Here is a 25,439-nt window from a genome sequence, read left to right on the forward strand (position 1 = left end):
GGGCGCGCGACCGCCCGTGTCTGTCCGAGAGAGCTCAGTGCACGGACCTTCCCCGTCCGGAGCAGCGCCCAGAGCAAGGAAAGGCCCTCCATGGCGACCCCGCACAGACACGACCAGCTCTCCCGATCCGAGCGCGAGCGCCCCTCCGCAAGCAAGCGGACCGGTCCCGCGCTGACCCCGGAGGACCTCGTCCCGCACCTGCTCGGCCTGGCTCGCTCCCTGCGGCAGGGCGACGGGCGCACGCCACCGGGGCCGATGCCCCACGAGGGCAGCGCCTGATCCGCTCGGCCTGGGCAACCGTACAGGCCGAGACCGCCCCGGCTCCTGGACGCGGAAGAAGCACAGGACCGTCCGCGCGCCCGGGGCCTGCCGAGAACGGAGTGCGCTGCCGGCGACGTACTCGGGCAACCAGGCCGGAGATCAGGCGGACCGTTCAGCGCAGGCCGACAGCGTGGTGCCCGCCTACGGCACGGCGTCCCACAGAGCGGACCAGAACAAGGAAGAGGCTCCCGCCCCGTCCACCGGGTGGGAGCCATGGAGGCGGCCGAACGGCCGTCAGGGTGGGGCACCGGTCCCCGCCCGCCGTCCTCGGGCGGGAACCGGCGGTCTGTGGGTCAGTCGAACAACGTGCCCCCGAAGTCCTCGGCCTCGGCGACCGCGTGCGCCCGGCTGTCGGCCGCCCGGGGCGGGTTGCGCCGCACCCGGCGTGTGGCCCGACCCGAACGCGGGGCGGGGACCTGGGGCGCGCGCTGGCTCTGGGTGACCGTGTCCACCCGCACCGACCCGAACCCCTGGGCGGTGTACTTGCCGACACCGGCCAGTTCCAGCAGCTCCAGCAGGGCCGCGAAGGTCGCGGTGCCGCGGTGTCCGCCGCCGACCGCCTCCAGACGCAGCCCGCCGCGCCAGCCCAGAACGGTCCGGCTCTCCGCGTGGTGGTGTTCGGCCAGCCGTACCTCCTGCCCGGGCAGGGTCGAACGCCGCACCTGGGCCAGGTCGGTCAGCGCTTCTTCGAGCCAGGAGGCGGCCAGGGCGGGCGGTGCGAACCGGGCCACCGCGCCCACCGCGCCGCTGCCGCCGACGATCTCGCCGCCGGACCGGTGCACGGCGCCGAAGAGGCGCCGGGGGTTGGGCCAGATGTGCGGGACCCGCTCGCCGGTGGCGTCCCTCGTGGTCATCACCACGGGGGTCTGGGTGCGCACCTCGGCGGCGCGTACGACGGCGGGTCCGCGCGCCGCGGTGAGTATTTCGGTATAGGAGGAATCGAAGGTCCGCGTGACCGAGAGGGGTTCGAGGACGTGGTCGCCGACCCGCTGGGCGGAGCCGACCAGCTCCCCCGGGTCCAGGGGCGCCGGATTCTCGTCGTCCAACCAGGTGAGCGTCCAGTGGTGCAGCCGGTCGCCCAGGGGGCGGGGCCAGCCGTTCATCGCCCAGCGTTTGGCGGCGGCGTGCTCGGACTCGGGTTGGGGCCACCAACGGTTGAGCAGCCCGTGACAGTCCTCGGGCCGGATCGGCCGCGCCGTGTCCGCCTGGTCCCGCAGAATCACGGTCCACCGTCTGGGCACCGCACACCACCCCTTCACGTGGCCATGACGGCGGTGGTTCCCGCCGTACTCAGTTCACCGATGACTTCTCTCGGACAGTCCCGCGCAACCGGGCTCCCACAGGCCCTCAGCTACGAACATGCGCCGCCGACCGCCCCCGGTCGCTCGCGGGCACCGTTCCCGGGGACGCTCGTGCGCCCTCAGGAGCCTCCGGCCATCTCCAGCAGACGCAGTACCGTACGCCAGTTGCGCGCGGTGATCTCCCCCGGGCAGTGTCGTCCGACCACGGCGGGCAGTTTCGCCTCGCGGGCGCCGCACTCGTGGTGGGTGAACACCTCCGTGGGCGTGATGGCGATGCGCTCACCGGGGTAGGCGGCCAGGTCGATCGAGGTCAGACCGGCGGTGTCCACGGGTTCGGAGCAGAACAGCACCATGAGCACGGAGGGGTCGGCCACGTCCAGGGGATTGGCGGCGACCACCGCACGGAACTGCTCCAGGGTGCGCACCATCACGGGAACGTCGAAGCCGAACCGCGCATGGACCGCCTCGCGCACGGCCGCTCCCACCACCTCGGGGTCGGGCTCGTCCGCGGCGACCACCGCGTTGCCGCTCTGGATGTAAGTGGCCACGTCGGTGTACCCGAGCCCGGCCAACAGGGCTCTGAGGTCCGCCATGGGCAGTTTCCGGTGCCCGCCGACATTGATCCCGCGCAGCAGCACGATGTGTCTGGTCATACCGGCCATGGTGCCGCAGACCCGTGACAGTCGGCTGTGCCAGGCCAGGGCCCGGTGCCGCTTGTCCCTCCGTGCGGGCAGGGACCACAATGGCCTGGCCACACTGACCAACATCGAAGCGGAGGGGACATGCCCCGCCTGAGCCACACCCTGGACCTGACCCCGGTGGACCGGGGGGACGTCGCCCGGGCGGTGTCAGCGGTGCACGAGGTCCTGCGTAGTGCGCGCTTCGACGACACGGGCGAGCTGATCCTGCCCACCGAGCAGGAGTCGGAGCGCCTGGAACGGCGGGCCGAGGAACTGGGGATCGTCCCCGCCGAGGCCGAGCGCGAGGAGCGCGAGCGCCGGAACCAGGCCCGGCTGGCCGACCTGCCGGATCCGGAACAGCCCGCCGGGGCCCCGGGCTGTGACACCGAACGGGAGCTCTGGGAGCAGGACCGCTCGGACGAGGCCGCCGTGCGCGCGGCGACCCTCACGCTGCGGCTGCTCTCCGGGGAACACCTGGTCCCCGGCAGCACCTATCTGGCGACCGAGGTCGACGCCGATGGCGAACCCCTCTTCGCCGAGGGCGGCGAGGGCTGGCTGGGCACCGACCTGACCGTGACCGCCTGGGACGAGTCCGGTGTGTGTTCGGTGGACTTCAGCATGCGCGAGGACGCCGCCTCGGCCGAGGACGGCGCCCCGCCGGTGACCACCGGCAGTGTGGTCCACGACCGCGCGGAGCAGACCCTCACCGTCCACGCCGACATGCGCTTTCCGATGGAGAGCGCGATGGCGCGCTGGGGTTCGAGCCTGTTGCGCGCCCGGATCACCGCACGGGTGGAGCTGCGCGGCTGGTTCGCGGCGGCCGCCGGAGGTGCGACCGCTCCCCCGGTGACCCTGGAGGTGGAGCACAGGCTGGTCCGGGCGCACGGCGAGGTGGTGCCCGCCCCGGGCCCGAACGGGCTCTGGTCGGTCTCCGGCGACCTGAACGTGCGCGGCCGCGGGCTGGCCCGGCCGCTGGTGGCGGCGGTCTTCTGGGCGCTGGTGCGCTCCGTCCGCCGGGCCGACAGCGTCTCCGTGGCGGAACACTCCGCGGAGCTCGCCCGAGGCTGGGACGACCTCGCCCGCGCCCTGCCCGAGCTGCCCGGCTTCTTCGGCGAGGTAGCCGAGTCCCTCGCGACGGCCCGGCCGCGCAGCCGGGGCTGACCCTCTCCCCGGCACCGCCGGTCAGTCGCGGTCAGCGCCCCAGCCGGTGAGGGAGCGCACCCGGAGTTCGGTGAAGCGGGCGCTGTTGCGCTCCGGGGAGAGCAGGCTGCCGATGACCGCGCAGGCGAACCCGACGGGCACCGCGACCAAGGCCGGGTTCTCCATCGGGAAGAACTGGATGTCGATCCAGGCGGGCAGCATGGACAGGTTCTCTCCGGTGACCGGGTCGGTCTTTCCGGACATCACCGGGGAGAACAGCATCAGCAGCAGGGTCGTTGACAGCCCGCCGTAGATCCCCCACTCCACGCCCTTGGTGTTGAAGCGGCGCCAGAACATGGTCAGGACGATGACCGGCAGGTTGGCGGCGGCCGCGATGGCGAAGGCCAGCCCGACCAGGAAGGCGACGTTCTGGGCCTGGGCCTGCACGGCCAGGGCGATGGAGATCGCGCCGATCACACAGGCGGAGAAGCGGGCCACGCTCACCTCCTGGGACTCGCGCGGGCGCCCCCACATGAGGATGTGGCCGAACAGGTCGTGCGCGATCGAGGACGACGAGGCCAGGGTGAGGCTGGCGATGACCGCGAGGATGGTGGCCAGGGCCACCGCGGAGATCAGGGCGAGCAGGACCGCGGCGCCCACCGGGCCCGCGGTCAGGCGGCCCAGTTCCTCGGCGAGCATCGGGACGGCGGAGTTGCCCGAGGGGTCCAGGGACATGATGCGTTCGGAGCCCACGATCGCGGCGGCCCCGAACCCCAGGGCGAGGGTCATCAGGTAGAAGGCGCCGACCATGACGATGGTGCGGTTGACCGAGGAGCGGGCGGCACGGCCGTCGGTCACGGTGTAGAAGCGGATGAGGATGTGCGGCAGGGCCACGGTGCCCAGGACCAGTGCCAGGCCGAGGCTGATGAGGTCCATCTTGTTGAAGAAGGTCTGCGCCGCCTCGCCGGGCACCTCGACGCCCAAGCGCAGCCCGGGTTCGAGGAAGGCCTGCCCGTGTCCGCTGGCCTCGGCCGCACCGCTGAGCAGGGCTCGCGGGTCGAAGGCGTACAGGGCCAACACCATGACGGTGAGCAGGCCGGTGGCGCTGAGCAACACCACGGCCTTGATGATCTGCAGCCAGGTGGCGGCCTTCATCCCGCCGTACATGACGTAGACGATCATCAGCACGCCCACCAGCACGATGGCGCCGGTGCGGGCCTGGCCCGCGCTCAGCCCCAGGAAGGTGCCGCCGTCGTGCAGTCCGAGCAGGACGGAGACCAGCGCGCCCGCACCCACCATCTGGGCGACCAGGTAGAACACGCACACGGTGACCGTGGAGACGGTGCAGGCCAGACGGACGCGCATCCGGCGCATGCGGAAGGCGGGCAGGTCGGCCATGGTGAAGCGGCCGGTGTTGCGCATCAGCTGGGCCATGGGCAGCACCAGCAGCCAGGCCACCAGGAAGCCGATGGAGTACAGGAATCCGTCGTAGCCCTGGAGGGCGATCATCCCGGCGATGCCGAGGAAGGAGGCGGCGGACAGGTAGTCGCCGGTCAGGGCGAGGCCGTTCTGGGTGCTGGAGAAGCCGCGACCGCCCGCGTAGAAGTCGACGGCGCCCTTGGTCGTGCGCCGGGCGCGGATGGTGATGGCCAGGGTGACCAGGACGAACAGGGCGCACAGGCCGACGGTCCAGGCGTGCGCGACGCCGAACTGACCGCCGAGCGCACTGCCCAGGTCGGGGGCGGCGGTGTCCAGAAGACGGGTCGCGCTGCCCGCATACGTGGCGCTGCCCGGATCGGGGGTGCCGGTGTCCATCAGCCGATCACCCGTCCGTTGATCGTGTCCTCGTCGCGGGCGCGGTCACGGATCTCCTCGGCCAGCGGATCGATGGAGTGGGCGGAGAAACGGCCGAAAGCCCAGGCGAGCACGAAGGTGAGCAGGAACTGTCCGATACCCATGAGCAGGGCGACGTTGACGGAGTCGACGATCTGCACGCTCATGAAATCACGCGCGTAGGCGGAAAGGAGGAGATAGGACATGTAGCTGAACAGGAAGGCGCCGACCAGCACTCCCGCCTGAAGTGCGAATCTCCTTCGTAGTTTCACAAAGCGCGGGTCGACGGACATGCGTTCACAGGCATGCGCCATATCCGCCTCGGCCCGCATGCGGGCGGACCTTCCGCCAGCTGGTCGCGGCGATTCCCCCGCGCCGTCACCACGCCTTCTGGACGTGCCTTCCATGTACTCGACCACGGCCATCCCCCCGAACACGGCAAAGTCCCTCCCCGCGCGAGCGGGGCCCTTGTCTGTGGCGCCCAATCCGCTCCCCCACGGACTGCGGCCTTTCACCGGCGCGCGCCGGCAAGGGCGCGTCGGCCGGTTTCCCGGGGCGAGTCGTCACCGTCGCGGGACGCCCCTCTCCCCAGGGTGGGCATCACACTAACGACACTCCGCGCGCCGTGTTCACCAAATACACAAATCGGCTGGCACAAATACGGTGAGCGAGAATGAGAAAAGGGACGAAGGGCATTGCCGAACCACAGCCCGGACCAAATACCCACGCCGACCCCACCCCGAAGAAGACCGGGCGGCGACCGGGATCACAGTGCGTACCCCGAACGGACTGCCTGGTCATCCCGGCCACACGCGCCGCGGGACGGCGCAGCGACCCCTCCGACTTCGCTAGGCTTCGGGGCGACCCCGACCCATCACGGAAACCGGGCTCAACACCCGTTTCCGCGTTCGTACATGTGTATGATTACGGGGTCCGCACAGTTCACGCGATACCGAAGGGAAATCCCCGCCGTGGTCACCGAGGTCTTCACGCGCAAGTACTGCGATCCCCACGCTGTTCGCGAGGAGAAGGTCGAGGCGACTGAGGTCATCCAGTTCGCCTGGGAAGGCGCTGTCCGCGAGGTCGACGCCTGCGAGGAGTGCTTCAAGGAGCACGAGACCCGTTACGAGCCCCTCGTCGACTACTCGCGTCCGGTGAAGAAGCGCCGCGTCACCAAGAAGGCCGCGCCCGCCGCCGAGAAGACCGAGAAGTCCGAGAGCTCCGACTCCGCCGCGGACAGCGAGGAAGACTAGAGTTCCAGCCGCGCGGTCCGTCAGGGCCGTGCGAGAACGACCTCATCGCGTCAACCGCGAAGCGGGGGTCGGCGACACCCCCAGTGGCCGCCGACCCCCGCGTTCGTGTCCGCCCTCGGCCGGGCCCCTTCAAACGGGGTCCGACCGGGCGGATGTCCTCGGGAGAATCCGTGACGCGCGGTTCCCGTCATACGGACCCCGTCACCCGGCTCCCACCACGCGGTGCTCATTACACCAGCGCTCATCACACGGTGCCGTCACCTTGGTCCGGTCATGCCGACCCCATCAGTCGCGCGACCTGGCCACCCTTACGGCTCTCCTCGCCGAGCCCGCCCTGGACCGCCGCGGCGACCGGCAGCCGGGCGTGTACGTACACGCCCTCCTGAGTCTGCACCGAAGCCCCCAGGCGGCGCATGATCCGCAGCATCCCGGTGTTGGCGAGCGTGGTCTCGGCCCGGACCTCGGCCAGCCCCCAGTCGGCGGCGATGACCGTGAGCGCGCGGGTCAGGGCGGTGCCCACCCCGTTCCCCTGCCAGGAGTCCTCGACGAGGAAGGCGATCTCGCCCACCCCGGGATCCAGCGTGTACATCAGGTGTCCCAGGGCGATCGGCTCCTCCTGGCCCTGCGGCCGCACCGCGATGGTCAGGCCGCGTTCGGCGTCGCAGAACACCCGGAGCATGCGCGGTCCCAGCTCGCTGACCCCCGCGAAGTAGCGGTTGCGCAGGGTGTCCGGCGAGCAGCGGCGGTGCAGGTCGCTCAGAGCCGGTGCGTCCGTCTCACGGACCTGGCGCAGGGAGAGCGCCGCGCCGTCCGCGGTACGGATGACGCGGTCGGTGGGCACCGGGCCGGTGGAGGGCATCACCGAGCGCACCAGTGCGTCGGCGCGGCTCGACTCTGTCCAGGTGAAGGGGTGCGAGGCCCGGCTGACCAGGACCCCGCGCAGGGGTCCGACCGGGACCAGCGTCGAGGTGCCCCGGGCCACGTCCTCGGCGTCCTCCGGGGTGAGGTTGGTCCAGCGGGCGTCGTCGGCGAGCAGCAGCTCGGCCAGGGCCTCGGGGAGCCGGTTCGGGTGGGAGCGCAGCCGCGCGGTGAGCAGCAGGGCCCGGGTGACGTCGTCGCCGACCTCGCGCCGCCCGGCGGCCACGGCCGTCACCGTGCCGCTCGGGCACTGTTCGGTGAGTGCGCGGACGGCGGCGCCGTGGTTTGCGGGGATGTCCACGACGAACTCGTCCACCACCCCGGAGACGTCGGTGTGGATGGCCAGTCCCACGATGTTCCCGCCGTGTTCGGCGAGTGTGCCGACAACCCCCGCGAGGCCGCCGGGGCGATCCTCGACCGCGGTACGGATACGCCACAGGCTCATGGGCCAAACCTCCTGGTGGAGAAGGTGCTCCCCCGCCGCGTCACGACGCTGTGGCCGCGACGGGGGACGCGCACCGACGTGGTTCCACTGTGGGGGCCCGAGGTTTCGCGGAGGTTAGGCGGCGGTTGAGTTCGGGGGGCCTGGTGAGGACGTCCCGTAACACCGACCGCCCGCGCTCACGGCACAGGTCCGGCGGCCTCGGCGCGCGGAGTGCGCTCAGAGGTCGCCGGGGCGGCCATGGCCCAGGCCCAGGACCCGGCCGGGGTGGAGCTGTCCGGTGGCGAGCGCGTACGCGATGTCGCTGAGGCGGGTGCTGTGGCTGCGCGCGTAGCCGCGCAGCGCCTGGAAGGCCTGTTCCATGTCGAGTCCTCCGGCGTGGGCGAGCAGCCCCTTGGCCTGTTCGATGGTGATCCGGCTGTTGAGCGCGCCCTGGAGTTGTGCGGTGAGCACCTCCCCGTGACGGATCGTGCGCTCCTGGAGGATGCCGATGGTGGCGATGTCGGCGAGCGCCTGGGCCACCTTCGCGTCCTCGGGCGGCAGGGTGCCGGGGAGGTGGCCGAAGAGGTTCAGCGTGCCTATGGTGTCCTGGCGCAGTCGCAGCGGGAGGGCGTACACGGAGCGGAAGCCGTGTTCCATCGCCCGGGGCGCGAACACGGGCCAGCGCGGGAGGTCGGTGGAAAGGTCGGTGGCGACCACCGCCTCCCCGCTCCTGAAGGAGTCGATGCAGGGCCCCTCGTCGGTCTGCAGCTGGAACAGTTCGAGTAGGCGGCTCCGCTCGTCGGAGGACGCGACCAGTTGCAGACCGTCCCGCTGGTCGGACAGCATCAGCGCGGCCGCGGAGGCCCCCAGGAACTCGACGCAGTGCAGGGCGAGCTGGTGCAACACCTCAGGGATGTCGTAGTCGTCCACCAGGGTGTCCGCCAGGCGCACGAATGTGCCCACCAGCTGCGACTCCCTTTCCGGTTCCTGGGGTACTGGGTCGTTCATAGGTCTTCCGTTCTCTCGCTCCAGGTTCCGCGGTGTCCCTGGCGGGCCTCGCCTTCGCTTCGGCCCGTTTTGTCCCGGATGCTGTTCAGTGGTTGATGTCGGCGGGGGTGAGCCGGCCCGCCACCAGGTCGTCCGAGACCTCCTCCACCAATCGGCCCACCGCGAACGCGTACGCCCGCAGCCTCGACAGGGCCTGCTCGGCGGGGACGCCCAGACCGGAGATGAGCATCCCGGTCGCCTGGTGAACCTGTGCCCGGTCATGGGAGAGGGGTGCCACCCACTCACCGTCGATGCTGTCCAACCGCGTGCCCATCAGGGCCAGCACGGCGATGTCGACGATGTACAGGGCGGTGGCCACTTCCCCGGATGACAACCATCCGGGTGCCACCCGGTGGAGTTCGAGTGCGCCGATGACGATGGCACCGTGTTGCAGGGGGAAGGCGAAGAGCGCGCCGACCGGTAGGTCCGTGATCTGCTCGGCGAAAACGGGCCAGGCGCTTCCGGGGGCCGTGGCCAGGTCGGGGACCAGGACCGGGCGGCGGGAGTCGAGCGCCTCGACGCCGGGGCCCTCACCGAGGGTGTACTGGACTCTCTGGATACGGGCGCCCAACTCGTCACTGGTGTAGAGCGTCTCCCGTCGACGGGACCCTCCCAGGGAGATCGAGACCCCGTCCACGGGGAGCAGACGTGTGCACACCGCCCCGAGCCGGGCCAGCACCTCCGTCCCGACCGCCCCCTCCCGCAGGGCCGCCGTCACCTGCGCCAAGACTTGTTCGAGTGTCGGGGGCTCCTCCTCGGGTGCGTTCACCTCGCGGTCACCGCTTCCTCGTAGGTAGGTGGCCGGATGGACGGAGCCGGTGGTGCCCATGAGAACGGCCACAGGGCGGTGGCGGGCACGTCGCGGACGGAACCGCTGCGCGGGTCCGGTCCGGACAGGTGGCTCCTGAGTTCCCATTGCGCACCCCTCCCCTCCCATGCTATGCCTAAGAGAACATAGTCGCCCTGCTCACACGACAACCCGGACAACGCGAGCCGCGCAGTTCGCGGCAGCAGACGTGGTGAGCCGGTGCGCGGCACTGCCCCAGACGACCGGCAGTCGATTGACACATGTCACCCGGCTGTGGAGGGCGGTGCCCATGTCGACACCGGACCAGCGTTTCAGGATCGCGGCTGCCGACGACATGCTGGCACGCGTGGGCCTGGGAGACGAACGGGCGTTCGCAGCCCTGTACGACCGGGGCGCTTCACTGGTCCACGGCCTGGTCCGGAGCATCCTGCACGACCCCGCCCTCGCCGAGGAGTTCACCGGGCACGTGTGGGTGCAGGTGTGGCACCGAGCCGGCGGGTACGCGCCGGAGCAGGGTTCGGCCATGGCCTGGATCCTGTCGCTCGCCCATCGGTTGTCCGCCGAGCGGGTCCGCACCGATCCGGAGCGAGTGTCCGGCCCCCGCCCCGCCCCCGCCGCCACGCCCTTCCAGGCCGTGTTGCTCGTCTATTACCGGGGACTCACCCTCACACAGGTCGGATCGGCCCTCGGGGTGTCCCGGCCGGAGGCCGCGGCCCTGATCCACGCGGGGCTGCTGAACCTGAGAGCCCGCCCAGGGCTGGTCGGGCCCAACGCCGCTACCGCGCACCGTACCGTACTGGCACCGCGCACACGGGCGGCGCACACACCTGCCCCGGATCCACCGGTGGCGAGGGCGGAGGAGGCCGGATCCGGGGTGTGACAGTGGACGGAACCCCTGATCCCGCCTTCTCCAGGTGCCGCCGGTCGCTTCGGCCGAAGCGACCGGCGGCGCACCACTTACCGAGACCGCCCTCCCACCGATCGCCTCCTCCTGCACTGCGCTCCTACTCCCAGTCGGCATCGCCCGCGGTTGCGGGGCGCCAGCGGACCGTCGGCCTCAGCTGAGTTCGAGCGTGGTCAGGCAGGTGGGGTCGTCCTCGCCGGTGGAGACCTGGGCGGTGCCGGAGCGGCCGTCGTGTTCCACGGTGACGGTGGCGTCGATACCGCTGGGCAGCCAGTACCCGATGAACCCGTTGTCGAAGGTCGTGCCGTCTTCCTCCACTAGAACGGCGCCGTCGGAATCGTCGGTGACGGTCACGGAGACGGCCTCGCCGCGCAGCTCACCCAGACAGGAGGTCAGGTTGTGGAAGAAGCAGTCGTGCGTGTGACCCACGTACGGCGCCATCGACAGGTAGAAGAGGTCCTCGGGCAGGCCGAGTTCGATTTCCTCCCCCTCCGGCCCGTCGGCGAGGACGAGGGCTTCGGAGCGCACGGAAGCGACGAGGCCGGTGGGCCGCTCGTCCACCGGCAGCAGATCCAGCCGGTCCACGATCTCCTCGGCGGTCAGGCCGTCGAGTCCGTGCTCGGCCAGCAGCTCCGCGCCCGGACCGGACTCCGGCGCCGCCTCACCCGCTGTCCCGTTGCCCGTCTCGTCCGGAAGAGCGCTCTGCTCCTCTGAGCCGGCGCACGCTGTGAGCACGAGTGCCGCGGCGGCGAGCCCGGCCATTGCCGTGTACCTCATGACTGTTTCCCATCCGATTCTCGGCGTCGACCGGCGCCAGACTACGCCCGGCAGTCGGCGTCCGGCTACGCCCGGAACGGATGCGAACCGAAGGCCACCGTGGGAGACGGCCTCGGCCCCGGGTCCCGCCGCCCGGACGGCTAACCGTCTGCGATCCCCTGGGGGGTGACGGACTGGTCGAGGACGAAGTCGAGGTAGGCCGAAGCACCCGCGCCACCGGGCAGTACCCCGGGGGTCGCGTGGACAAGCTGCATGTACCCGAGCCAGGCGGTGAAGGCGAGCAGGGCCTGATGCCGTGACCGCTCGGGTGAGGCGCCCAGTTCCTCGTACAGGGAGGCTACGTAGGAGACCCGGCGTTCGGTGATGCGAGCGACGGCGGGTGCCACCAGCGGGTGCGAGGCGGTGGCGAGCAGGGCGACCTCGATCCGGTTCTCCGCTGCGCTGGCGGCCCAGACGGTCACGTCCCTGAACAGCCTCCGAAGCTTGGCGTGCGCGTCCGGTTCGGCCTCCACGTATGCGACCACGGCCTCGGTGTGCTCGCGCTCCCACAGATCCAGCGCCGCCGCGATCAGTGCGTCGCGGTTGGCGAAGTGCCAGTAGAAGCTGCCCTTGGTCGCGCCCAGGCGGGCAGCGATCGGCTCGACGGCGACGGCGCTCAGACCGCCCTCGCTGATCGCTGCCATGGCCGCGCGGGCCCAGTCCTCGGCGGTGAGGCGCCTGCGGGTCTTTTCGTCAGCCATAGCCATACGGTACCGTACGGAAAAGCACCATACGGTGCCGTATGGTGAACTCGATGGAGGTCCACGTGGCACTCGTCCGCAACACTCATGAACGGGTCGTTTCCGCACCCCCTGAGGCATGGGGCGATCTGATGGCCGCACTCGGCGGCGACCGGGACCGGCTGTGGCCGAACCCGGAGTGGATGCCGCTGCGATTGGACCGGCCGCTGTCGGTCGGCGCCGACGGCGGGCACGGGCCGATCCGCTACCGGGTGAGCGAGTACGAGCCCGGACACCGGGTGCGGTTCGAGTTCGGCCGGCGGACGGGGCTCGGGGGCTTCCACGAGTTCACCGTCGAGCCACGCCCCGACGGCTCCTCGGTGCTGCGCCACCACATCGAGGCGAGCCCGCGCGGAAGCACACTCCTGATGTGGCCGCTGGTGATCCGCCCGATCCACGACGCCCTGATCGAGGACCTGTTCGACAACGCCGAACACGCCGCGACCGGGCAGCGTCCCCCGGCCCGCCCCTGGTCACCGTGGGTACGCCTGCTCCGCCGCGTGGCACGCCCGCGAGCCCGGGCCTGTCCGGTACCGGAAGCGGCGCGGCTCGCCCGCACGGCCTTCGAGAAGACGGACCACGCAGGAGCCTTCTCCGTCGGCCTGCGCCCGGGCATCAGCACCGACCCCCGGGAGTGGGCGGACGCGGTCTTCCGCGACCCGCCCCGCTGGGTGCTGTCGCTGCTCCTGCTGCGCGAGGCGCTGGTGGGGTTGGTCGGCATCGAACGCGGGGGCCGGACCGCCTTCGACACGGTCGCGTCCCGCCCCGGCGAGGTACTTCTGGGCACCGACTCCGGTCACCTGGACTTTCGGGCCTCGGTCCTGGTCGAGGAAGATTCCGGCACCGTCACCCTGAGCACGGTGGTGCGCCTGAACAACCGGCGCGGGCGGCTGTACTGGGCGGTGGTCCGCCGCCTGCACCCCTTCGTGGTCCGCGCCATGCTGCGGCGCGCCGCGGACCGGTTGGCCGAACGGGCCCGGACAGCGCGCATCGGCGCCCGGGCTCAGGGCTGACCGGCGACCAGGGCGCCGGGGCATAGGGGCGTAGGGGCGTAGGGGCGTAGGGGCGCCCCGGGATCGGCCACCGGGGCCGGGGCCGTGGTCGCCCGCCCCGGTCAGGGAACGCGGGTCAGGAGCAGGGGGACCGGGCTGGCCTCCAGCACCTTGGAGCTAACACTGCCCAGCACGATCCGGGGCAGACCCACCCGGGCGTGGCTAGCAAGTACCGCCAGTGAACCGGGGCGCTGCGCGAAGAGCTCGATGAGGCTCTCAGCGGGATCCGCCCCGGTGGTCACCGTGGCACGGGCCGCCAGGCCGTTCTCCTCCAGGCGCGCGGCCGCGTCCGAGATCCGTGCGGCTGTGCCGTCGTCCGCACCCCTGCCGAGGACGTGCACGAGTTCCAGCTCCAATTTGAGCTGTCGGGCCCAGCTCTCAGCGGCGGCGAGCGTCACTTCGTCACGGTGACCGCCGTCGCAGCAGACCACGGCGCGCTCATAGAGGCCCTCGGCCTCGCCCGGCAGGTAACGCGGCCCCACCATCATCACCGGCGCCTCGGCGTGGCGTAGCACGTGCTCGGTCACGCTCCCCGCGACCAACCGCGAGAACCGGTCCCGGCTGTGCGTGGCCATGCACACCATGGTGCCCGGATGCTCGGCGACCGCTTCCACGATCACGTCACCGGCCCAGCCCGCGCCCACCACGGCGACCTCGACGTGTTCGTAGAGCAGACCGGCAGCGGTGTCGTCGATGTCCCGAGCCCATGTACCGTGCACGGGGTCGTGCACCGTCATCAGTTCGACCGGCACCTGCAGGGAGCGGGCGATCCGCAGCGCGGGTTCGATCGCCGAGGCGGCCTCAACCGAACCGTCCAGCGGAACGAGCAGCCGACGGATGGCCGACGGCCGCGCCGCCGTACCGTGTCCGCGCCACTTGAGTCCCCTCAGCACCGATAAACTCCCTGTGAACCATCACATACCCGACAACGGGGGACGATGAGCGTTCAACTACCTGCCGACGGTTGGATCCTGGCAGGAGGCACCCTGCTGATAGCGGCCATCCTAGCGGCCGGGTTCGCCAGCCGGATCCGGCTACCGGGTCTGCTGCTCTTCCTCGCACTGGGCATGCTGATCGCCGACGACGGTCTTGGACTGGTCAGCGTCGAGGACCCCGGCCTGGCCCAGGTCGCGGGCACAGTAGCCCTGCTGATCATCCTGTTCGAGGGTGGCCTGACCACCAAACCGGGCGACATCCGGCGCGCGGCCGCACCAGGGTTCCTGTTGGCCACGTTCGCCGTACTCATCACCGCCGGCCTCGTGGGTTGGGGCACGTACCTGCTGCTCGACGTCGCACCGCTCACCGCCTTCCTGATCGGCGCGGTGGTGGCCTCCACCGACGCCGCGGCCGTCTTCGCGATGCTGCGCCGCGCCCCCTTGCCCCGTCGGCTGGCGTCACTGCTGGAGGTGGAGTCGGGCGGTAACGACCCCATCGCCATCATGCTCACGATCGGGCTCCTGGCCACGTGGCAGGGTGCCCCCACACCCGCTGACTGGACGGTGTTCGCCCTCCTCCAGCTGGGCGGAGGCATCACGGTGGGCGCTCTGGCCGGCCTCGCCGGAAGCTGGCTGCTGACCCGCGTCAACCTGGGGCCCGCCGGGGTCTATCCGGTGCTCGCGCTGGGGGTGGCGGGGCTCTCCTACGGGTCAGCGGCCGTGTTGGGGGCCTCCGGCTTCCTGGCCGTCTACGTCACCGGGCTGATCGTGGGCGCCCGGGCGCCCCTGCACCGCCGCGGTATCCGCAGCTTCCACGAAGGGCTGTCCAACACCGCCGAGGTCGGGCTGTTCCTCATGCTGGGGATGCTGGTCTTCCCCTCCCAACTGCCCTCCGTCGCCGTGCCCGCGCTCGCGGTCTCCTTGGTCCTCATCCTCGTGGCCAGGCCCGTGTCCGTCGTCCTGTGCCTGGTGTGGTTCGGCTACGACTGGCGGGAACTGGTCTTCATCAGCTGGGTGGGGCTGCGCGGCGCGGTACCGATCGTGCTGGCCACCTTCCCGTTCGTGGCCGGCTACCCCGACGGCGCACTCATCTTCAACGTGGTCTTCTTCGTGGTCCTGGTATCGGCCGCGGTGCAGGGGATGAGCATCCAGACGGCGGCGCGCTGGCTCGGGCTGACCCGGGGTGAGGAGCACACGCTCTCGCCCGTGGCCGCGGACGTTCCGCTCAGTGACGTCAACACCGAACTGGTCGAGGTCCGGGCGACGCCGGGTCTGTACATCGTCGGCCGACGGCTGGAGAAGCTGGACCCCCCGCACGGCCTGGTGACCACGATCGTGCGGGGCTCACACGTGCTCCTGCCGACCCCCCGCACCAGAATCAGGGAAGGTGACCTGATCATCGTGGCGATGCCGAGGCGTCCGGACGCGAACAAACTGGTCACCGCATGGGCCAAGGGCGAAACCCACACCTGAGGATCCGGTAACGCCCCCGCGGGGCGGCTTCCCCGGGGCCGGAGCGCCGGCCCCGGGGACACCGAGGCTCAGGGGCGCCCGGCCACCATTTCACCGTCCTTCCACACCGCCGCCACCTGGGGCACACCGGGACGGTAGGCCAGGTAGAGGTGGTTGGGCGCGTCCAGCAGGGTGAGGTCGGCGCGGGCGCCCGGGGCCAGGTGGCCCACGTCGGTGCGGCGCAGCGCCAGGGCCCCGCCCTTGGTGGCCGCCCACACGGCCTCGTCCGGGGTCAACCCCATGTCGCGCACGCCCACCGCGATGCAGAAGGCCAGGCTGGACGTGAAGCACGAACCAGGGTTGCAGTCACTGGCCAGGGCGACGATCGCGCCGGCGTCCACGAGGGCTCGGGCGTTCGGATAGGGCTGTCGGGTGGAGAAGTCCACGCCGGGCAGCAGCGTGGCGACCGTGGGTTCGGGGCGCTGGGCGGCCTGGGCGAGGGCGTCGACGTCCTCGCCGGTCAGGTAGGTGCAGTGGTCGACCGAGGCCGCTTCCAGCTCCACCGCCAACCGGACCCCGGGGCCTTCGCCCAGCTGGTTGCCGTGCACGCGGGGCAGCAGGCCACGCTCGATCCCGGCGGTGAGCACCCGGCGCGAGGCCTCCTCGTCGAAGGCGCCGCGCTCGCAGAACACGTCCACCCAGCGGGCGTGCGGGGCGCAGGCGTCCAGCATCGGACCGGTGACCAGGTCCACGTAGCCACCGGTGTCGTCGGCGTACTCGGGGGCGACCACGTGCGCGCCCAGGAAGGTGACCTCGTCGGTGACCCGGGCGGCGATCTCCACGGAGCGGCGCTCGTCCTCGACGGTGAGCCCGTACCCGGACTTGACCTCCAGGGTGGTGGTGCCCTGGGCGTTGGCCTCGCGGACGAAGCGGCGGGCGCCGTCGAGGAGTTCGGCGTCGGAGGCGGCTCGGGTGGCGGCCACGGTGGTGCGGATGCCGCCCGCGGAGTAGGGCTGTCCGCTCATCCGGGCGGCGAACTCGCGGCTGCGGTCACCGTCGAAGACGATGTGGGAGTGGCTGTCCACGAAACCGGGCAGCACGCAGCGTCCGGCCGCGTCCACCCGGGCGTCGGCGGCGGGCGCCTGCGCGCGGGGACCAGCCCAGGCCACCCGGCCGTCCTCGATCACCAGGGCGGCATCGCTGATCTCCCCCAGCGGCCCCTCCCCCAGTGCGGGGTCGTTGGTGACCAGGGTGCCGATGGCGTCGACGAGGATCGTGCCGGGCGTCCCGGGAACGGTTTCGGTCTCGGTCCTGGGGTCGGTCAAAGCAGCTCCTTGATGGCGGCGTCGAGTTCGCGGGCCGTGTCGGGCAGACGGACGTGCACGCCGTCGCGGACAGTCCACCGCCCGTCCACCATCACGTGGCGGACGTCGGCGGCGGCGGCCGCGAAGACCACGGCGTCGGTGGCGCGTTCGGGGTCGGCCCCGGCCAGGCGCACGCTGTCCAGGGAGACGTTGACCAGGTCGGCGCGGGACCCGGGCAGCAGGGTTCCGGCGTCGTGCCAGCCGAGCCCGGTGTGGCCGGCCGAGGTGGCGGCGCGCAGCAGGGCCCCGCTGCCCAGGGTGCCCCGGCGGTGGGTGCGCAGGCGCTCGTGCAGTTCCACCGCGCGGGCCTCCTCGAACAGGTCCAGCTGGGCGTGCTGGTCGGTGCCCAGGCTCAGCGGGACCCGGTGCGGGGCAGCCACGAGGTCGCCGGTGCGCGGCAGGCCGTCGGCGAGGTCGCGCTCGGTGGTCGGGCACAGGCACACGGCGGACCCGTGCGTGCGGACGGTGTCCACGTCGGCGTCGGTGAGGTGGGTGGCGTGCACCAGGGTGGTGCGTTCGGTGAGCGCCCCGGCTTCGGCCAGTACCCGCACCGGGGTGAGCCCGTGGGCGGCCAGGCAGGCGGCGTTCTCGGCGGGCTGCTCGGAGACGTGCACGTGTAGGGGCAGTTCGCCCTGGTCGGCGAACTTCGCCACCGCGGACAGGTCGGTCCTGGGAACCGCGCGCACCGAGTGAGCGGCGACACCGACCTTCGCGTGCGCACCACTCGGGGTGAAAGCGCTGACCCGCTCGGCCCACGCACCGACGGTGTCGTCGCCGAAACGTAGCTGGGGTCCGGTGAGCGGCAGGTGGGAACCGCGCTCGTCGAGCCCGCCGGACAGGTAGCACACGTCCAGCAGGGTGATGCGGATCCCGGCGTCGTCGGCGGCCGCGACCAGGGCCTCACTCATGGCGTTGGGGTCGCTGTAGCGGTGGCCGCCGGGGCCGTGGTGCAGGTAGTGGAACTCGCCCACGCAGGCGACCCCGGCCAGGGCCATCTCGGCGTAGGCGGCCCGGGCCAGGCGGTGGTAGGAGTCCGGGTCCAGGCGTTCGGCGGCCCGGTACATCACCTCGCGCCAGGTCCAGAAGGACCCGCCGCCCCCGTGGCCACCTACGCTGTGCCCCGCCCCGGTGTGGCCGTCCCCGCTGTGGGTGCGGCCGCGCAGCGCCCGGTGGAAGGCGTGCGAGTGGGCGTTGGCCAGGCCGGGCAGGGTGAGCCCGGGCAGGCGTTCGGCGTCGGCCGGGAGCGCGCCCTGACTGACCGAGGCCAGGCGTCCGGCGCGGTCGACCTCGAGGAGCACCCCGGCTTCGGGGGCCTCTCCCCCGAGCCAGGCCCACTCGCACCAGTACCGGCGGGATCCGGGCGACGGTTGCGTGTTCAAGAGGTCCCTCCCGGAACGGCGAGCAGGTCCTGGAGAACGTCGGCCAGGGCCAGGACCCCGGCGTGGCTGTCCTCGGGCCGGGCCCACTCCTGCGGCGAGTGCGAGACCCCGGTGGGGTTGCGCACGTACAGCATCGCCGTGGGCACGTGCGCCGAGAGCACCCCGGCGTCGTGTCCGGCACCGGTGGGCAGGACCGGGACCGGGCCGACGGACTCGGCGGCGCGGGTGCCCACGATCGCGGCCATACGGTCGCGCAGGTCGTGCGAGAACTCCACCAGCGGCGTGGTGGACTCGGCCGCCATGGTGTGGGTGACCCCGTGGTCGCGGGCGGCCCGCTCGGCGGCCTCGCGCACACCCTCCACCACCGCGGCCAGGGTGTCCTCGTCGGCGGCCCGCGCGTCCAACCAGGCGCTGACCAGCGAGGGGATCGCGTTGGTGCCGTTGGGGGTGATCAGGCTCTTGGCCACGGTGGCCCGGGCGTCGTGCTTCTCGGCCAGGGCCCGGGCGGCCAGGATCGTGTGCGCGAACGGCAGCATGGGATCGTTGCGGTCCTGCAGGCGGGTGGTGCCCGCGTGGTCGGCCCGGCCGGTGAAGTCCATCCGCCAGCGCCCGTGCGGCCAGATCGCGCCGGCCACGCCGACGGGGTGACCGGTGTCCTCCAGGGCCCGGCCCTGCTCCACGTGTAGCTCGACGAACACGTCCAGCCAGCCGAGGAGTTCGGGGTCGGGGCCGATCCCCTCGGGGTCCAGACCGGCCTCGGCCATCGCCCGGTCCCAGGTGACCCCGGCAGCGTCGGTGAGGCCGCGGGCACGGGCCGAGTCGATCTCCCCAGCGCTCAGACGGCTGCCCAGGCAGGGCACCCCGAAGCGGCCGCCCTCCTCCTCCACGAACACGCCCAGGGCCAGCGGCCGCGCGGGCGTGAACCCGCGCGAGCGGAGCTCGTCCACGGCGGCCAGGGCGCCGGCCACGCCGAGGGGGCCGTCGAAGGCCCCGCCGTCGGGCACCGAGTCCAGGTGCGATCCGGTGGCCACGGCGCCGGGGCCGGGCGTGCCCCACCAGGCCCACAGGTTGCCGTTGCGGTCGGTGCGCACATCCAGGCCGCGGGCGGCGGCCGCCTCGGTGAACCAGGCGCGGGCGTCGGTGTCGGCGCCCGCCCAGGTGTACCGGTGGTAGCCGCCGCTGTCGGCGGAGCGCCCGACGGGGGCCAGGTCGGCCCAGAGCCGGTCGAAGCTCACTCGCCCTCCTTCATGGGCACCCGGATGCCGTGGGCGTCGGCGACCCGCTCGGCGTCCTCGTACCCGGCGTCCACGTGGCGGATGACGCCCATGGCCGGGTCGTTGGTGAGCACCCGCCGCAGCTTGGCGGCGGCCAGCTCGGTGCCGTCGGCGACGCTGACCTGACCGGCGTGGATGGAACGGCCCATGCCCACACCGCCGCCGTGGTGGATGGACACCCAGGAGGCGCCGGAGGCGGTGTTGACCAGGGCGTTGAGCAGCGGCCAGTCGGCGATGGCGTCTGAACCGTCCTTCATGCCCTCGGTCTCGCGGTAGGGCGAGGCCACCGAACCGGTGTCCAGGTGGTCGCGGCCGATGGCCAGCGGAGCGGAGATCTCACCGGAGGCCACCAGCTCGTTGAACCTCTGACCGGCGTCGGCGCGCTCGCCCTGGCCAAGCCAGCAGATACGGGCGGGCAGGCCCTGGAAGGCGACCCGGTCCTGCGCCATGCGGATCCACTTGGTCAGGTGGTCGTTCTCGGGGAACAGGTCGAGGATGGCCTGGTCGGTGCGGGCGATGTCGGCCGGGTCACCGGACAGCGCGGCCCAGCGGAACGGGCCCTTGCCCTCGCAGAACAGGGGGCGGATGTAGGCGGGCACGAAGCCGGGGAAGTCGAAGGCGCGGGTGAACCCGCCCTCACGGGCCTCGTCGCGGATGGAGTTGCCGTAGTCGAAGACCTCGGCACCCGCGTCCAGGAAGCCGACCATGGCCTCCACGTGCGCGGCCATGGACTCGCGGGCCCGGAGGGTGAACTCCTCGGGCTTGGCCGCGGCCAGATCCTTCCAATCCTCGAACGGCACACCCGCCGGAAGGTAGGCGAGCGGGTCGTGGGCCGAGGTCTGGTCGGTGACGATGTCGATCGGGGCGCCGCGGGAGAGGAGTTCGGGAAAGACCTCTGCGGCGTTGCCCAGGACGCCGATGGACAGCGGTCGGCGCTCGTCGCGGGCGCGCACGGCCAGTTCCAGGGCCTCGTCCAGGTTCTGGGCGCGCACGTCCAGGTAGCGGTGCTCGATGCGGCGGTCGATCCGGCTGCCGTCGCACTCCACCACGATCGCCACGCCGTCGTTCATGGTGACGGCCAGCGGCTGGGCGCCGCCCATGCCGCCGAGCCCGGCGGTCAGGGTGATGGTCCCGGCCAGAGTTCCCCCACTGTGCTTTTCCGAACCCAACTTCGCGGCCACGGCGGCGAAGGTCTCGTAGGTGCCCTGGAGGATGCCCTGGGTGCCGATGTAGATCCACGAACCGGCGGTCATCTGCCCGTACATGGTCAGGCCCTCGGCCTCCAGGCGGCGGAACTCGGGCCAGTTGGCCCAGTCCCCCACCAGGTTGCTGTTGGCCAGCAGCACGCGGGGCGCCCACTCGTGGGTGCGCATGATGCCCACCGGACGGCCGGACTGCACCAGGAGGGTCTCGTCGCCCTCCAGGTCGCGCAGGGAGGCGGTGATGCGGTCGAAGCTGCGCCAGTCGCGGGCGGCCTTGCCGGTACCGCCGTAGACCACCAGGTCCTCGGGGTGCTCGGCGACCTCGGGGTCGAGGTTGTTGTGGAACATGCGCAGGGCCGCCTCCTGCTGCCAGCCCTTGGCCGACAGGGTGAGGCCGCGGGCCGCTCGGACGGTGCGTGGGTTGCTCATCGTGGTCTCCTTCGAGAGCGGAGGGGGCGGGGCTGGTGCTAGGCGAGCGGGGTGACGGACTCGGCGGCCGCGACCACCGAACCGTCGGTGACCAGGGCGGCCACCGCGGCGATCTCGGGGGCCAGGTAGCGGTCGGGGCCGGGGCCGCCGACCTTCTCGCGCACGGTGCGCAGGACCGCGCCGGTGGCGGGGCCGGGCTCCAGCGGGGAGCGCAGGTCCAGGGCGCGGGCGGCGGTGAGCAGCTCCACGGCCAGCACGTTGGTGAGCCCGTCCACGGCACGGCGCAGCTTGCGCGCGGCCGACCAGCCCATGGACACGTGGTCCTCCTGCATGGCCGAGCTGGGGATCGAGTCGACGCTGGCGGGCACGGCCAGGCGCTTGAGCTCGGAGACGATGGCGGCCTGGGTGTACTGGGCGATCATGTGCCCCGAGTCCACGCCGGGGTCGTCGGCGAGGAAGGCCGGGAGCCCGTGGGAGCGGGAGACGTCGAGCATGCGGTCGGTGCGGCGCTCGGCGATCGAGGCGGTGTCGGCCACCGCCACGGCCAGGAAGTCCAGCACGTAGGCGACCGGCGCCCCGTGGAAGTTGCCGTTGGACTCCACGCGGCCGTCGTCGAGCACGACAGGGTTGTCGATGACGCTGTCCAGTTCGCGCCCGGCCACGAGCAGGGCGTGGGACAGGGTGTCGCGGGCGGCCCCGGCGACCTGGGGGGCGCAGCGCAGCGAGTAGGCGTCCTGGACGCGGTTGCAGTCCGGGCCCCGGTGGGAGGCGACGATCGGCGAGTCCGCGAGCATCGCGCGCAGGTTGGCGGCGGAGGCGGCCTGGCCGGGGTGCGGGCGCAGGCGCTGGAGCTCCTCGGCGAAGACGCGGTCGGTGCCCAGCAGGGCCTCGACGCTCATGGCGGCGGTGATGTCGGCGACCTTGAGCAGGCGCTCCAGGTCCATGCAGGCCATGGCGAGCATGCCGAGCATGCCGTCGGTGCCGTTGATGAGAGCCAGGCCCTCCTTGGCGCCGAGCTCCACCGGCTGGACGCCGGCCGCGGCCAGGGCCTCCTGGGCGTCCTTGAGCTCGCCGTCGGCGTCGCGCACCCGGCCCTCGCCCATCAGTGCCAGGGCCACGTGGGACAGCGGCGCCAGGTCGCCGGAGCAGCCCAGGCTGCCGTACTCGTGCACGACCGGGGTGATCTGGGCGTTGAGCAGGGCGGCGAGGGTCTCGACGGTGGCGACCTCGACCCCGGTGTTGCCCGAGGCCAGCGTGCGCAGCCGCAGCAGCATCAGGGCGCGCACGACCTCGCGCTCCACCTCGGGGCCGGCCCCGGCGGCGTGCGAGCGGATCAGCGAGCGCTGGAGACGGGCGCGCAGGTCGGGGGCGATGTGCCGGGTGGCCAGGGCACCGAAACCGGTGCTGACCCCGTAGGCGGGGACCTCGCCCCGGGCGAGCGCCTCGACCTGTTCACGGCCGTGGCGCACGGCCTTGCGGGTCTCCTCGCTGAGAACGACGCGGGCGCCATCGCGGGCGACGGACAGGACCTGGGCCGGGGTGAGCGGGGCACCGCCGACGGCTACGGAAGCAACTGCTGTGGACATGCCCCCATTCGACCTTGTCCGCAACCCCGCCGGAAGTGCCAACACGTGAGTTCTGTCCGAAATCCCAGACACCCCAGGGCTGGCCTACCGGATCACCCGCACCTCGCACCTGAGCCCCGGTGCGGCCGCCAGGCGAGCGTCACCGGTGACCAGAGCGCAGTCCAGGGCCTCAGCCAGCGCCACATAGGCCGCGTCGTAGGCCGTCAGGTTGTTCCGCAGTTCCCAGACCCGGTCTGCGACGGAACCCACCACTTCGATATACGCGATCGTCTGCAAACCGTAGAGCTTGCGAGCGGCCTCTGCGTCGGCGGCGGAGAGCTTCCGCCCCAGGACCAGTGCACGCAGCGAATTGAGCAGTTCGACCGGCTGATAGCTCGGCGCGTACCATTCGACGTTCGACCCCACCACCTTTCGAACCGTGTTGGACGTGCGCCCGGGCGACCCCGCGTAGAGATCGATCAGTACTGAAGTGTCAACAACGATCACGCGGCTCCGCTTTCAGTCCCGGATCCGCTGTCACCTCGGGCTTCGCGCACTGCGGCGACGATCTCATCCATACTCAGGTCGGCTCCCGGCAAGGGCGTCTGCTCCACGATCTCCCTGTTGCGCGCAAAGCGGGCTTCCTTCTCCAGAAGGCCGAGCAGGTAGGCCTGGAGCGACTTGCCCGACCTCTTGACTTCCGCCGTCAGCGCCTCTCTGACCTCGTCCGGAACATCCTTGATCCGTTCTTTGGCGGCGCAGACCCCGGGCTTCGGCCCTGGGGACAGCCGCCCCACAGAGATGCTTCGCCTCACAGACAACAGTAGATAGATCCTTGCTATATACTGTTTGGTGTGGCTGTCACCTTGCGCTCCAACGCGAACATCACGTTCCAATGCGCCTTCCATGTCGTGTGGTGCCCCAAGTACCGGCGCCCGGTTCTCGGAGGGCGCATCGAGGAACGACTGAAGGAGATCGTCCGCGAGGCCGTTACCGAGAAGGGCGCCTGGCTGGTCCAGATGGAGGTCATGCCCGACCACGTGCACCTGCTCGTCGAGGTCGACCCCCAGTTCGGGGTGCACCGGCTCGTCAAGGCGATCAAGGGGCGTTCCTCCCGCTTGTTGCGGCAGGAGTTCCCCACACTGAAGTCGCGGCTTCCGACTTTGTGGACGAACTCCTATTTCGTCGCCACCGTGGGCGGTGCGCCGTTGGAGCAGATCAAGAAGTACGTGGAGAACCAGAAGAGCCGCTGAGGAAAGGGGGTGTTCCATGCTGGCTGGTCAGCGGTACCGGATCGAACTCACTGAAGAACAGGAAGCTTCGTGTATCGCGTTCGGGGCGATCTGCCGTGCGGTGTGGAACACCGCCCTGGACCAGCGCCGCCAGTACGTCGACCGATACACCCGGGGCCGCGACGGCCAGTTCTGCGGATACCACCTGCAAGCCCGCGAGTTGGCGGAGGCCAAGACCGAGGAGACCTGGCTGAGGGCCGCCCCGTCGCACATCCTCCAGCAGACGTTGAAGGACCTGGACCGGGCGTGCCGTGAGCACGGAACATTCAACGTCCGTTTCCGCGCCAAGGCCAGGTGGAACCCCTCGTTCCGTTTCCCTGCTGGGAACCTCATCACTGTGGAGAAGCTGAACCGCCGGTGGGGTCGAGCCAAGCTACCCAAGCTTGGGTGGGTGCGGTTCCGCATGTCCCGCCCCATCAGCGGGCAGATCCGGTCCGCGACCGTCTCGTGTAAGAGCGGCCAGTGGTTTGTGTCGTTCCTCGTCGAGGACGGACAGCTCACCCCCCAACAGCACGCCCGCCCAGACAGCGCGGTTGGTGTGGACCGGGGGGTGAAGGTAGCCGCGACCACCAGCGACGGAACCTTCCACGACCGCGAGTTCACCACCGAGGGCGAGAAGACCCGATACCTCAAGCTCCAGAAGAAGCTCGCCCGCCAAGAGAAGGGCAGCGCGAACCGTTCCACGACCCTCGGATCCATGGGGCGGATCAGTTCGCGTGCGGTGGACCGGCGCACGGACTTTTGTGCGTACACCGCGAACCGGCTGGCCCGGGACCATGCCACGGTGGTTCTGGAGGACCTCAACACCAAGGGCATGACGGCGTCCGCGAAGGGCACAGCCGCACATCCCGGGAAACGGGTGGCGCAGAAGGCAGGGTTGAACCGGGCCATCCTCGACAAGGGATGGCACCGGCTCGAACTCGCTCTCACCAACGTTGCCCGGTACACGGGCACCCGGATTGTCAAGGTCAACCCGGCATACACGTCCCAGACCTGCTACCCCTGCGGGCACGTGGACTCGGAGAGTCGCAAGAGCCAAGCGACATTCGAGTGCACCGCCTGCGGGCACCGGGATCACGCGGACGTGAACGCCGCCAAGAACATTTTTCGCGCCGCAGGGCATGCGGTGCCAGCCTGTGGAGACCTCGGGGTTACCTGGTCTGCGAAGCAGGAACCTGAGGGAACCCGCGAGGGAGTACCTCTCCAACTGGCGTTGCCGCTGGTTGGGATCCCCCGGCTTTAGCCGTGGGGAGGAAGTCAACTGAATAGCAACCATGGCGCCACAGCAGCAAGAGGGCGAGCATAAGCAC

25 protein-coding genes are annotated in these 25,439 nt (G+C 71.3%); 8 read left to right on the plus strand and 17 right to left on the minus strand.

What is annotated here, in order from left to right; genetic code table 11:
* Positions 1 to 90 precede the first annotated feature (90 nt).
* Positions 91 to 279 carry a hypothetical protein gene (locus tag NE857_RS22775; protein WP_254417596.1) on the plus strand — a complete coding sequence of 63 codons (189 nt, stop codon included), beginning with the start codon at positions 91 to 93 and terminating at the stop codon, positions 277 to 279.
* 335 nt (positions 280 to 614) lie between these two features.
* On the opposite strand, the gene NE857_RS22780 is transcribed toward NE857_RS22775, so the two are convergent.
* Complete coding sequence (locus NE857_RS22780) at positions 615 to 1,562, minus strand: CRISPR system precrRNA processing endoribonuclease RAMP protein Cas6 (protein ID WP_254417597.1); 948 nt, start codon at positions 1,560 to 1,562, stop codon at positions 615 to 617.
* A 179-nt stretch (positions 1,563 to 1,741) separates the two neighbouring features.
* The gene (locus NE857_RS22785) at positions 1,742 to 2,284 is read right to left on the minus strand and encodes a DUF1697 domain-containing protein (RefSeq protein ID WP_254422065.1); all 543 of its coding nucleotides are present in this window, start codon (positions 2,282 to 2,284) and stop codon (positions 1,742 to 1,744) included.
* Positions 2,285 to 2,404: 120 nt separating this feature from the next.
* Here NE857_RS22785 and NE857_RS22790 point away from each other — a divergent pair, with 120 nt between their 5' ends.
* Positions 2,405 to 3,463 (plus strand): hypothetical protein, encoded by a 1,059-nt coding sequence (locus NE857_RS22790; protein ID WP_254417598.1) that lies wholly within the window; start codon positions 2,405 to 2,407, stop codon positions 3,461 to 3,463.
* Between the two features lie 21 nt (positions 3,464 to 3,484).
* Here the strand turns inward: NE857_RS22790 and NE857_RS22795 are convergent, their stop codons facing one another.
* Both NE857_RS22795 and NE857_RS22800 read right to left on the minus strand, forming a co-directional pair.
* Positions 3,485 to 5,257, minus strand: a complete 1,773-nt coding sequence (locus NE857_RS22795) for a monocarboxylic acid transporter (RefSeq protein WP_254417599.1) — start codon at positions 5,255 to 5,257, stop codon at positions 3,485 to 3,487.
* Positions 5,257 to 5,694 carry a DUF485 domain-containing protein gene (locus NE857_RS22800; protein WP_425572213.1) on the minus strand — a complete coding sequence of 146 codons (438 nt, stop codon included), beginning with the start codon at positions 5,692 to 5,694 and terminating at the stop codon, positions 5,257 to 5,259. The genes NE857_RS22795 and NE857_RS22800 overlap by 1 nt, the downstream gene beginning before the upstream one ends.
* A 552-nt stretch (positions 5,695 to 6,246) precedes the next feature.
* On the opposite strand from NE857_RS22800, the gene NE857_RS22805 reads away from it, so the two are divergent.
* Positions 6,247 to 6,528 (plus strand): hypothetical protein, encoded by a 282-nt coding sequence (locus NE857_RS22805; protein WP_254417601.1) that lies wholly within the window; start codon positions 6,247 to 6,249, stop codon positions 6,526 to 6,528.
* Between the two features lie 271 nt (positions 6,529 to 6,799).
* Here the strand turns inward: NE857_RS22805 and NE857_RS22810 are convergent, their stop codons facing one another.
* The 3 genes from NE857_RS22810 to NE857_RS22820 all read right to left on the minus strand — a co-directional run bounded on the left by NE857_RS22810 (position 6,800) and on the right by NE857_RS22820 (position 9,758).
* Entirely contained in the window at positions 6,800 to 7,891 is a 1,092-nt protein-coding gene (locus NE857_RS22810) for a GNAT family N-acetyltransferase (protein WP_254417602.1), read from the minus strand.
* Positions 7,892 to 8,107: 216 nt separating this feature from the next.
* Entirely contained in the window at positions 8,108 to 8,878 is a 771-nt protein-coding gene (locus tag NE857_RS22815; RefSeq protein WP_254417603.1) for a GAF and ANTAR domain-containing protein, read from the minus strand.
* A gap of 85 nt (positions 8,879 to 8,963) precedes the next feature.
* Positions 8,964 to 9,758, minus strand: coding sequence for a GAF and ANTAR domain-containing protein (locus NE857_RS22820; RefSeq protein ID WP_254417604.1), 795 nt, complete (start codon positions 9,756 to 9,758; stop codon positions 8,964 to 8,966).
* Positions 9,759 to 10,014: 256 nt separating this feature from the next.
* On the opposite strand from NE857_RS22820, the gene NE857_RS22825 reads away from it, so the two are divergent.
* A complete protein-coding gene (locus NE857_RS22825; RefSeq protein WP_254417605.1) occupies positions 10,015 to 10,605 on the plus strand; it encodes a sigma factor in 591 nt (196 codons plus the stop codon).
* A gap of 177 nt (positions 10,606 to 10,782) precedes the next feature.
* On the opposite strand, the gene NE857_RS22830 is transcribed toward NE857_RS22825, so the two are convergent.
* Both NE857_RS22830 and NE857_RS22835 read right to left on the minus strand, forming a co-directional pair.
* Positions 10,783 to 11,406, minus strand: coding sequence for a CueP family metal-binding protein (locus NE857_RS22830; protein WP_254417606.1), 624 nt, complete (start codon positions 11,404 to 11,406; stop codon positions 10,783 to 10,785).
* Between the two features lie 140 nt (positions 11,407 to 11,546).
* Complete coding sequence (locus NE857_RS22835) at positions 11,547 to 12,146, minus strand: TetR/AcrR family transcriptional regulator (RefSeq protein WP_254417607.1); 600 nt, start codon at positions 12,144 to 12,146, stop codon at positions 11,547 to 11,549.
* 41 nt (positions 12,147 to 12,187) lie between these two features.
* Between NE857_RS22835 and NE857_RS22840 the strand changes: the two genes are divergently transcribed.
* A complete protein-coding gene (locus NE857_RS22840; protein WP_254417608.1) occupies positions 12,188 to 13,198 on the plus strand; it encodes a DUF2867 domain-containing protein in 1,011 nt (336 codons plus the stop codon).
* 101 nt (positions 13,199 to 13,299) lie between these two features.
* Here NE857_RS22840 and NE857_RS22845 read toward each other — a convergent pair whose 3' ends face one another.
* Positions 13,300 to 14,130, minus strand: a complete 831-nt coding sequence (locus NE857_RS22845; RefSeq protein ID WP_254417609.1) for a universal stress protein — start codon at positions 14,128 to 14,130, stop codon at positions 13,300 to 13,302.
* Positions 14,131 to 14,175: 45 nt separating this feature from the next.
* Between NE857_RS22845 and NE857_RS22850 the strand changes: the two genes are divergently transcribed.
* On the plus strand, positions 14,176 to 15,645 hold the full coding sequence (locus NE857_RS22850; RefSeq protein WP_254417610.1) for a potassium/proton antiporter: 1,470 nt from the start codon (positions 14,176 to 14,178) through the stop codon (positions 15,643 to 15,645).
* 68 nt (positions 15,646 to 15,713) lie between these two features.
* On the opposite strand, the gene hutI is transcribed toward NE857_RS22850, so the two are convergent.
* The 7 genes from hutI to NE857_RS22885 all read right to left on the minus strand — a co-directional run bounded on the left by hutI (position 15,714) and on the right by NE857_RS22885 (position 23,625).
* On the minus strand, positions 15,714 to 16,949 hold the full coding sequence (hutI, locus tag NE857_RS22855) for an imidazolonepropionase (protein ID WP_254417611.1): 1,236 nt from the start codon (positions 16,947 to 16,949) through the stop codon (positions 15,714 to 15,716).
* Positions 16,946 to 18,367, minus strand: coding sequence for a formimidoylglutamate deiminase (locus NE857_RS22860; RefSeq protein ID WP_254417612.1), 1,422 nt, complete (start codon positions 18,365 to 18,367; stop codon positions 16,946 to 16,948). The genes hutI and NE857_RS22860 overlap by 4 nt, the downstream gene beginning before the upstream one ends.
* The gene (locus NE857_RS22865) at positions 18,364 to 19,602 is read right to left on the minus strand and encodes an allantoate amidohydrolase (protein WP_254417613.1); all 1,239 of its coding nucleotides are present in this window, start codon (positions 19,600 to 19,602) and stop codon (positions 18,364 to 18,366) included. Before NE857_RS22865 ends, NE857_RS22860 begins: the two co-directional genes overlap by 4 nt.
* Positions 19,599 to 21,272 (minus strand): urocanate hydratase, encoded by a 1,674-nt coding sequence (hutU, locus tag NE857_RS22870; protein ID WP_254417614.1) that lies wholly within the window; start codon positions 21,270 to 21,272, stop codon positions 19,599 to 19,601. The genes NE857_RS22865 and hutU overlap by 4 nt, the downstream gene beginning before the upstream one ends.
* 38 nt (positions 21,273 to 21,310) lie before the next feature.
* The gene (hutH, locus tag NE857_RS22875; RefSeq protein WP_254417615.1) at positions 21,311 to 22,858 is read right to left on the minus strand and encodes a histidine ammonia-lyase; all 1,548 of its coding nucleotides are present in this window, start codon (positions 22,856 to 22,858) and stop codon (positions 21,311 to 21,313) included.
* A gap of 84 nt (positions 22,859 to 22,942) precedes the next feature.
* Positions 22,943 to 23,344: a type II toxin-antitoxin system VapC family toxin gene (locus tag NE857_RS22880; RefSeq protein WP_254417616.1), complete on the minus strand. Its 402-nt coding sequence runs from the start codon at positions 23,342 to 23,344 to the stop codon at positions 22,943 to 22,945.
* Positions 23,341 to 23,625, minus strand: coding sequence for a hypothetical protein (locus tag NE857_RS22885; RefSeq protein ID WP_184371976.1), 285 nt, complete (start codon positions 23,623 to 23,625; stop codon positions 23,341 to 23,343). The genes NE857_RS22880 and NE857_RS22885 overlap by 4 nt, the downstream gene beginning before the upstream one ends.
* Positions 23,626 to 23,691: 66 nt before the next feature.
* On the opposite strand from NE857_RS22885, the gene tnpA reads away from it, so the two are divergent.
* Positions 23,692 to 24,090, plus strand: coding sequence for an IS200/IS605 family transposase (gene tnpA / locus NE857_RS22890; protein ID WP_184365261.1), 399 nt, complete (start codon positions 23,692 to 23,694; stop codon positions 24,088 to 24,090).
* Positions 24,091 to 24,106: 16 nt separating this feature from the next.
* The gene (locus NE857_RS22895) at positions 24,107 to 25,372 is read left to right on the plus strand and encodes an RNA-guided endonuclease InsQ/TnpB family protein (RefSeq protein WP_184365262.1); all 1,266 of its coding nucleotides are present in this window, start codon (positions 24,107 to 24,109) and stop codon (positions 25,370 to 25,372) included.
* Positions 25,373 to 25,439: the final 67 nt, after the last annotated feature.

It is taken from the genome of Nocardiopsis exhalans, assembly GCF_024134545.1.
GTDB lineage: Bacteria > Actinomycetota > Actinomycetes > Streptosporangiales > Streptosporangiaceae > Nocardiopsis > Nocardiopsis exhalans.

Coding starts and splice junctions, on each gene's coding strand:
- NE857_RS22825 (WP_254417605.1), top strand. CDS start 10,015: ATGTCGACACCGGACCAGCGTTTCAGGATCGCGGCTGCCGACGACATG.
- NE857_RS22795 (WP_254417599.1), bottom strand. CDS start 5,257: ATGGACACCGGCACCCCCGATCCGGGCAGCGCCACGTATGCGGGCAGC.
- NE857_RS22840 (WP_254417608.1), top strand. CDS start 12,188: ATGGTGAACTCGATGGAGGTCCACGTGGCACTCGTCCGCAACACTCAT.
- NE857_RS22790 (WP_254417598.1), top strand. CDS start 2,405: ATGCCCCGCCTGAGCCACACCCTGGACCTGACCCCGGTGGACCGGGGG.
- hutH (WP_254417615.1), bottom strand. CDS start 22,858: ATGTCCACAGCAGTTGCTTCCGTAGCCGTCGGCGGTGCCCCGCTCACC.
- NE857_RS22830 (WP_254417606.1), bottom strand. CDS start 11,406: ATGAGGTACACGGCAATGGCCGGGCTCGCCGCCGCGGCACTCGTGCTC.
- NE857_RS22810 (WP_254417602.1), bottom strand. CDS start 7,891: ATGAGCCTGTGGCGTATCCGTACCGCGGTCGAGGATCGCCCCGGCGGC.
- NE857_RS22815 (WP_254417603.1), bottom strand. CDS start 8,878: ATGAACGACCCAGTACCCCAGGAACCGGAAAGGGAGTCGCAGCTGGTG.
- NE857_RS22775 (WP_254417596.1), top strand. CDS start 91: ATGGCGACCCCGCACAGACACGACCAGCTCTCCCGATCCGAGCGCGAG.
- NE857_RS22850 (WP_254417610.1), top strand. CDS start 14,176: ATGAGCGTTCAACTACCTGCCGACGGTTGGATCCTGGCAGGAGGCACC.
- NE857_RS22785 (WP_254422065.1), bottom strand. CDS start 2,284: ATGGCCGGTATGACCAGACACATCGTGCTGCTGCGCGGGATCAATGTC.
- NE857_RS22835 (WP_254417607.1), bottom strand. CDS start 12,146: ATGGCTGACGAAAAGACCCGCAGGCGCCTCACCGCCGAGGACTGGGCC.
- hutU (WP_254417614.1), bottom strand. CDS start 21,272: ATGAGCAACCCACGCACCGTCCGAGCGGCCCGCGGCCTCACCCTGTCG.
- NE857_RS22895 (WP_184365262.1), top strand. CDS start 24,107: ATGCTGGCTGGTCAGCGGTACCGGATCGAACTCACTGAAGAACAGGAA.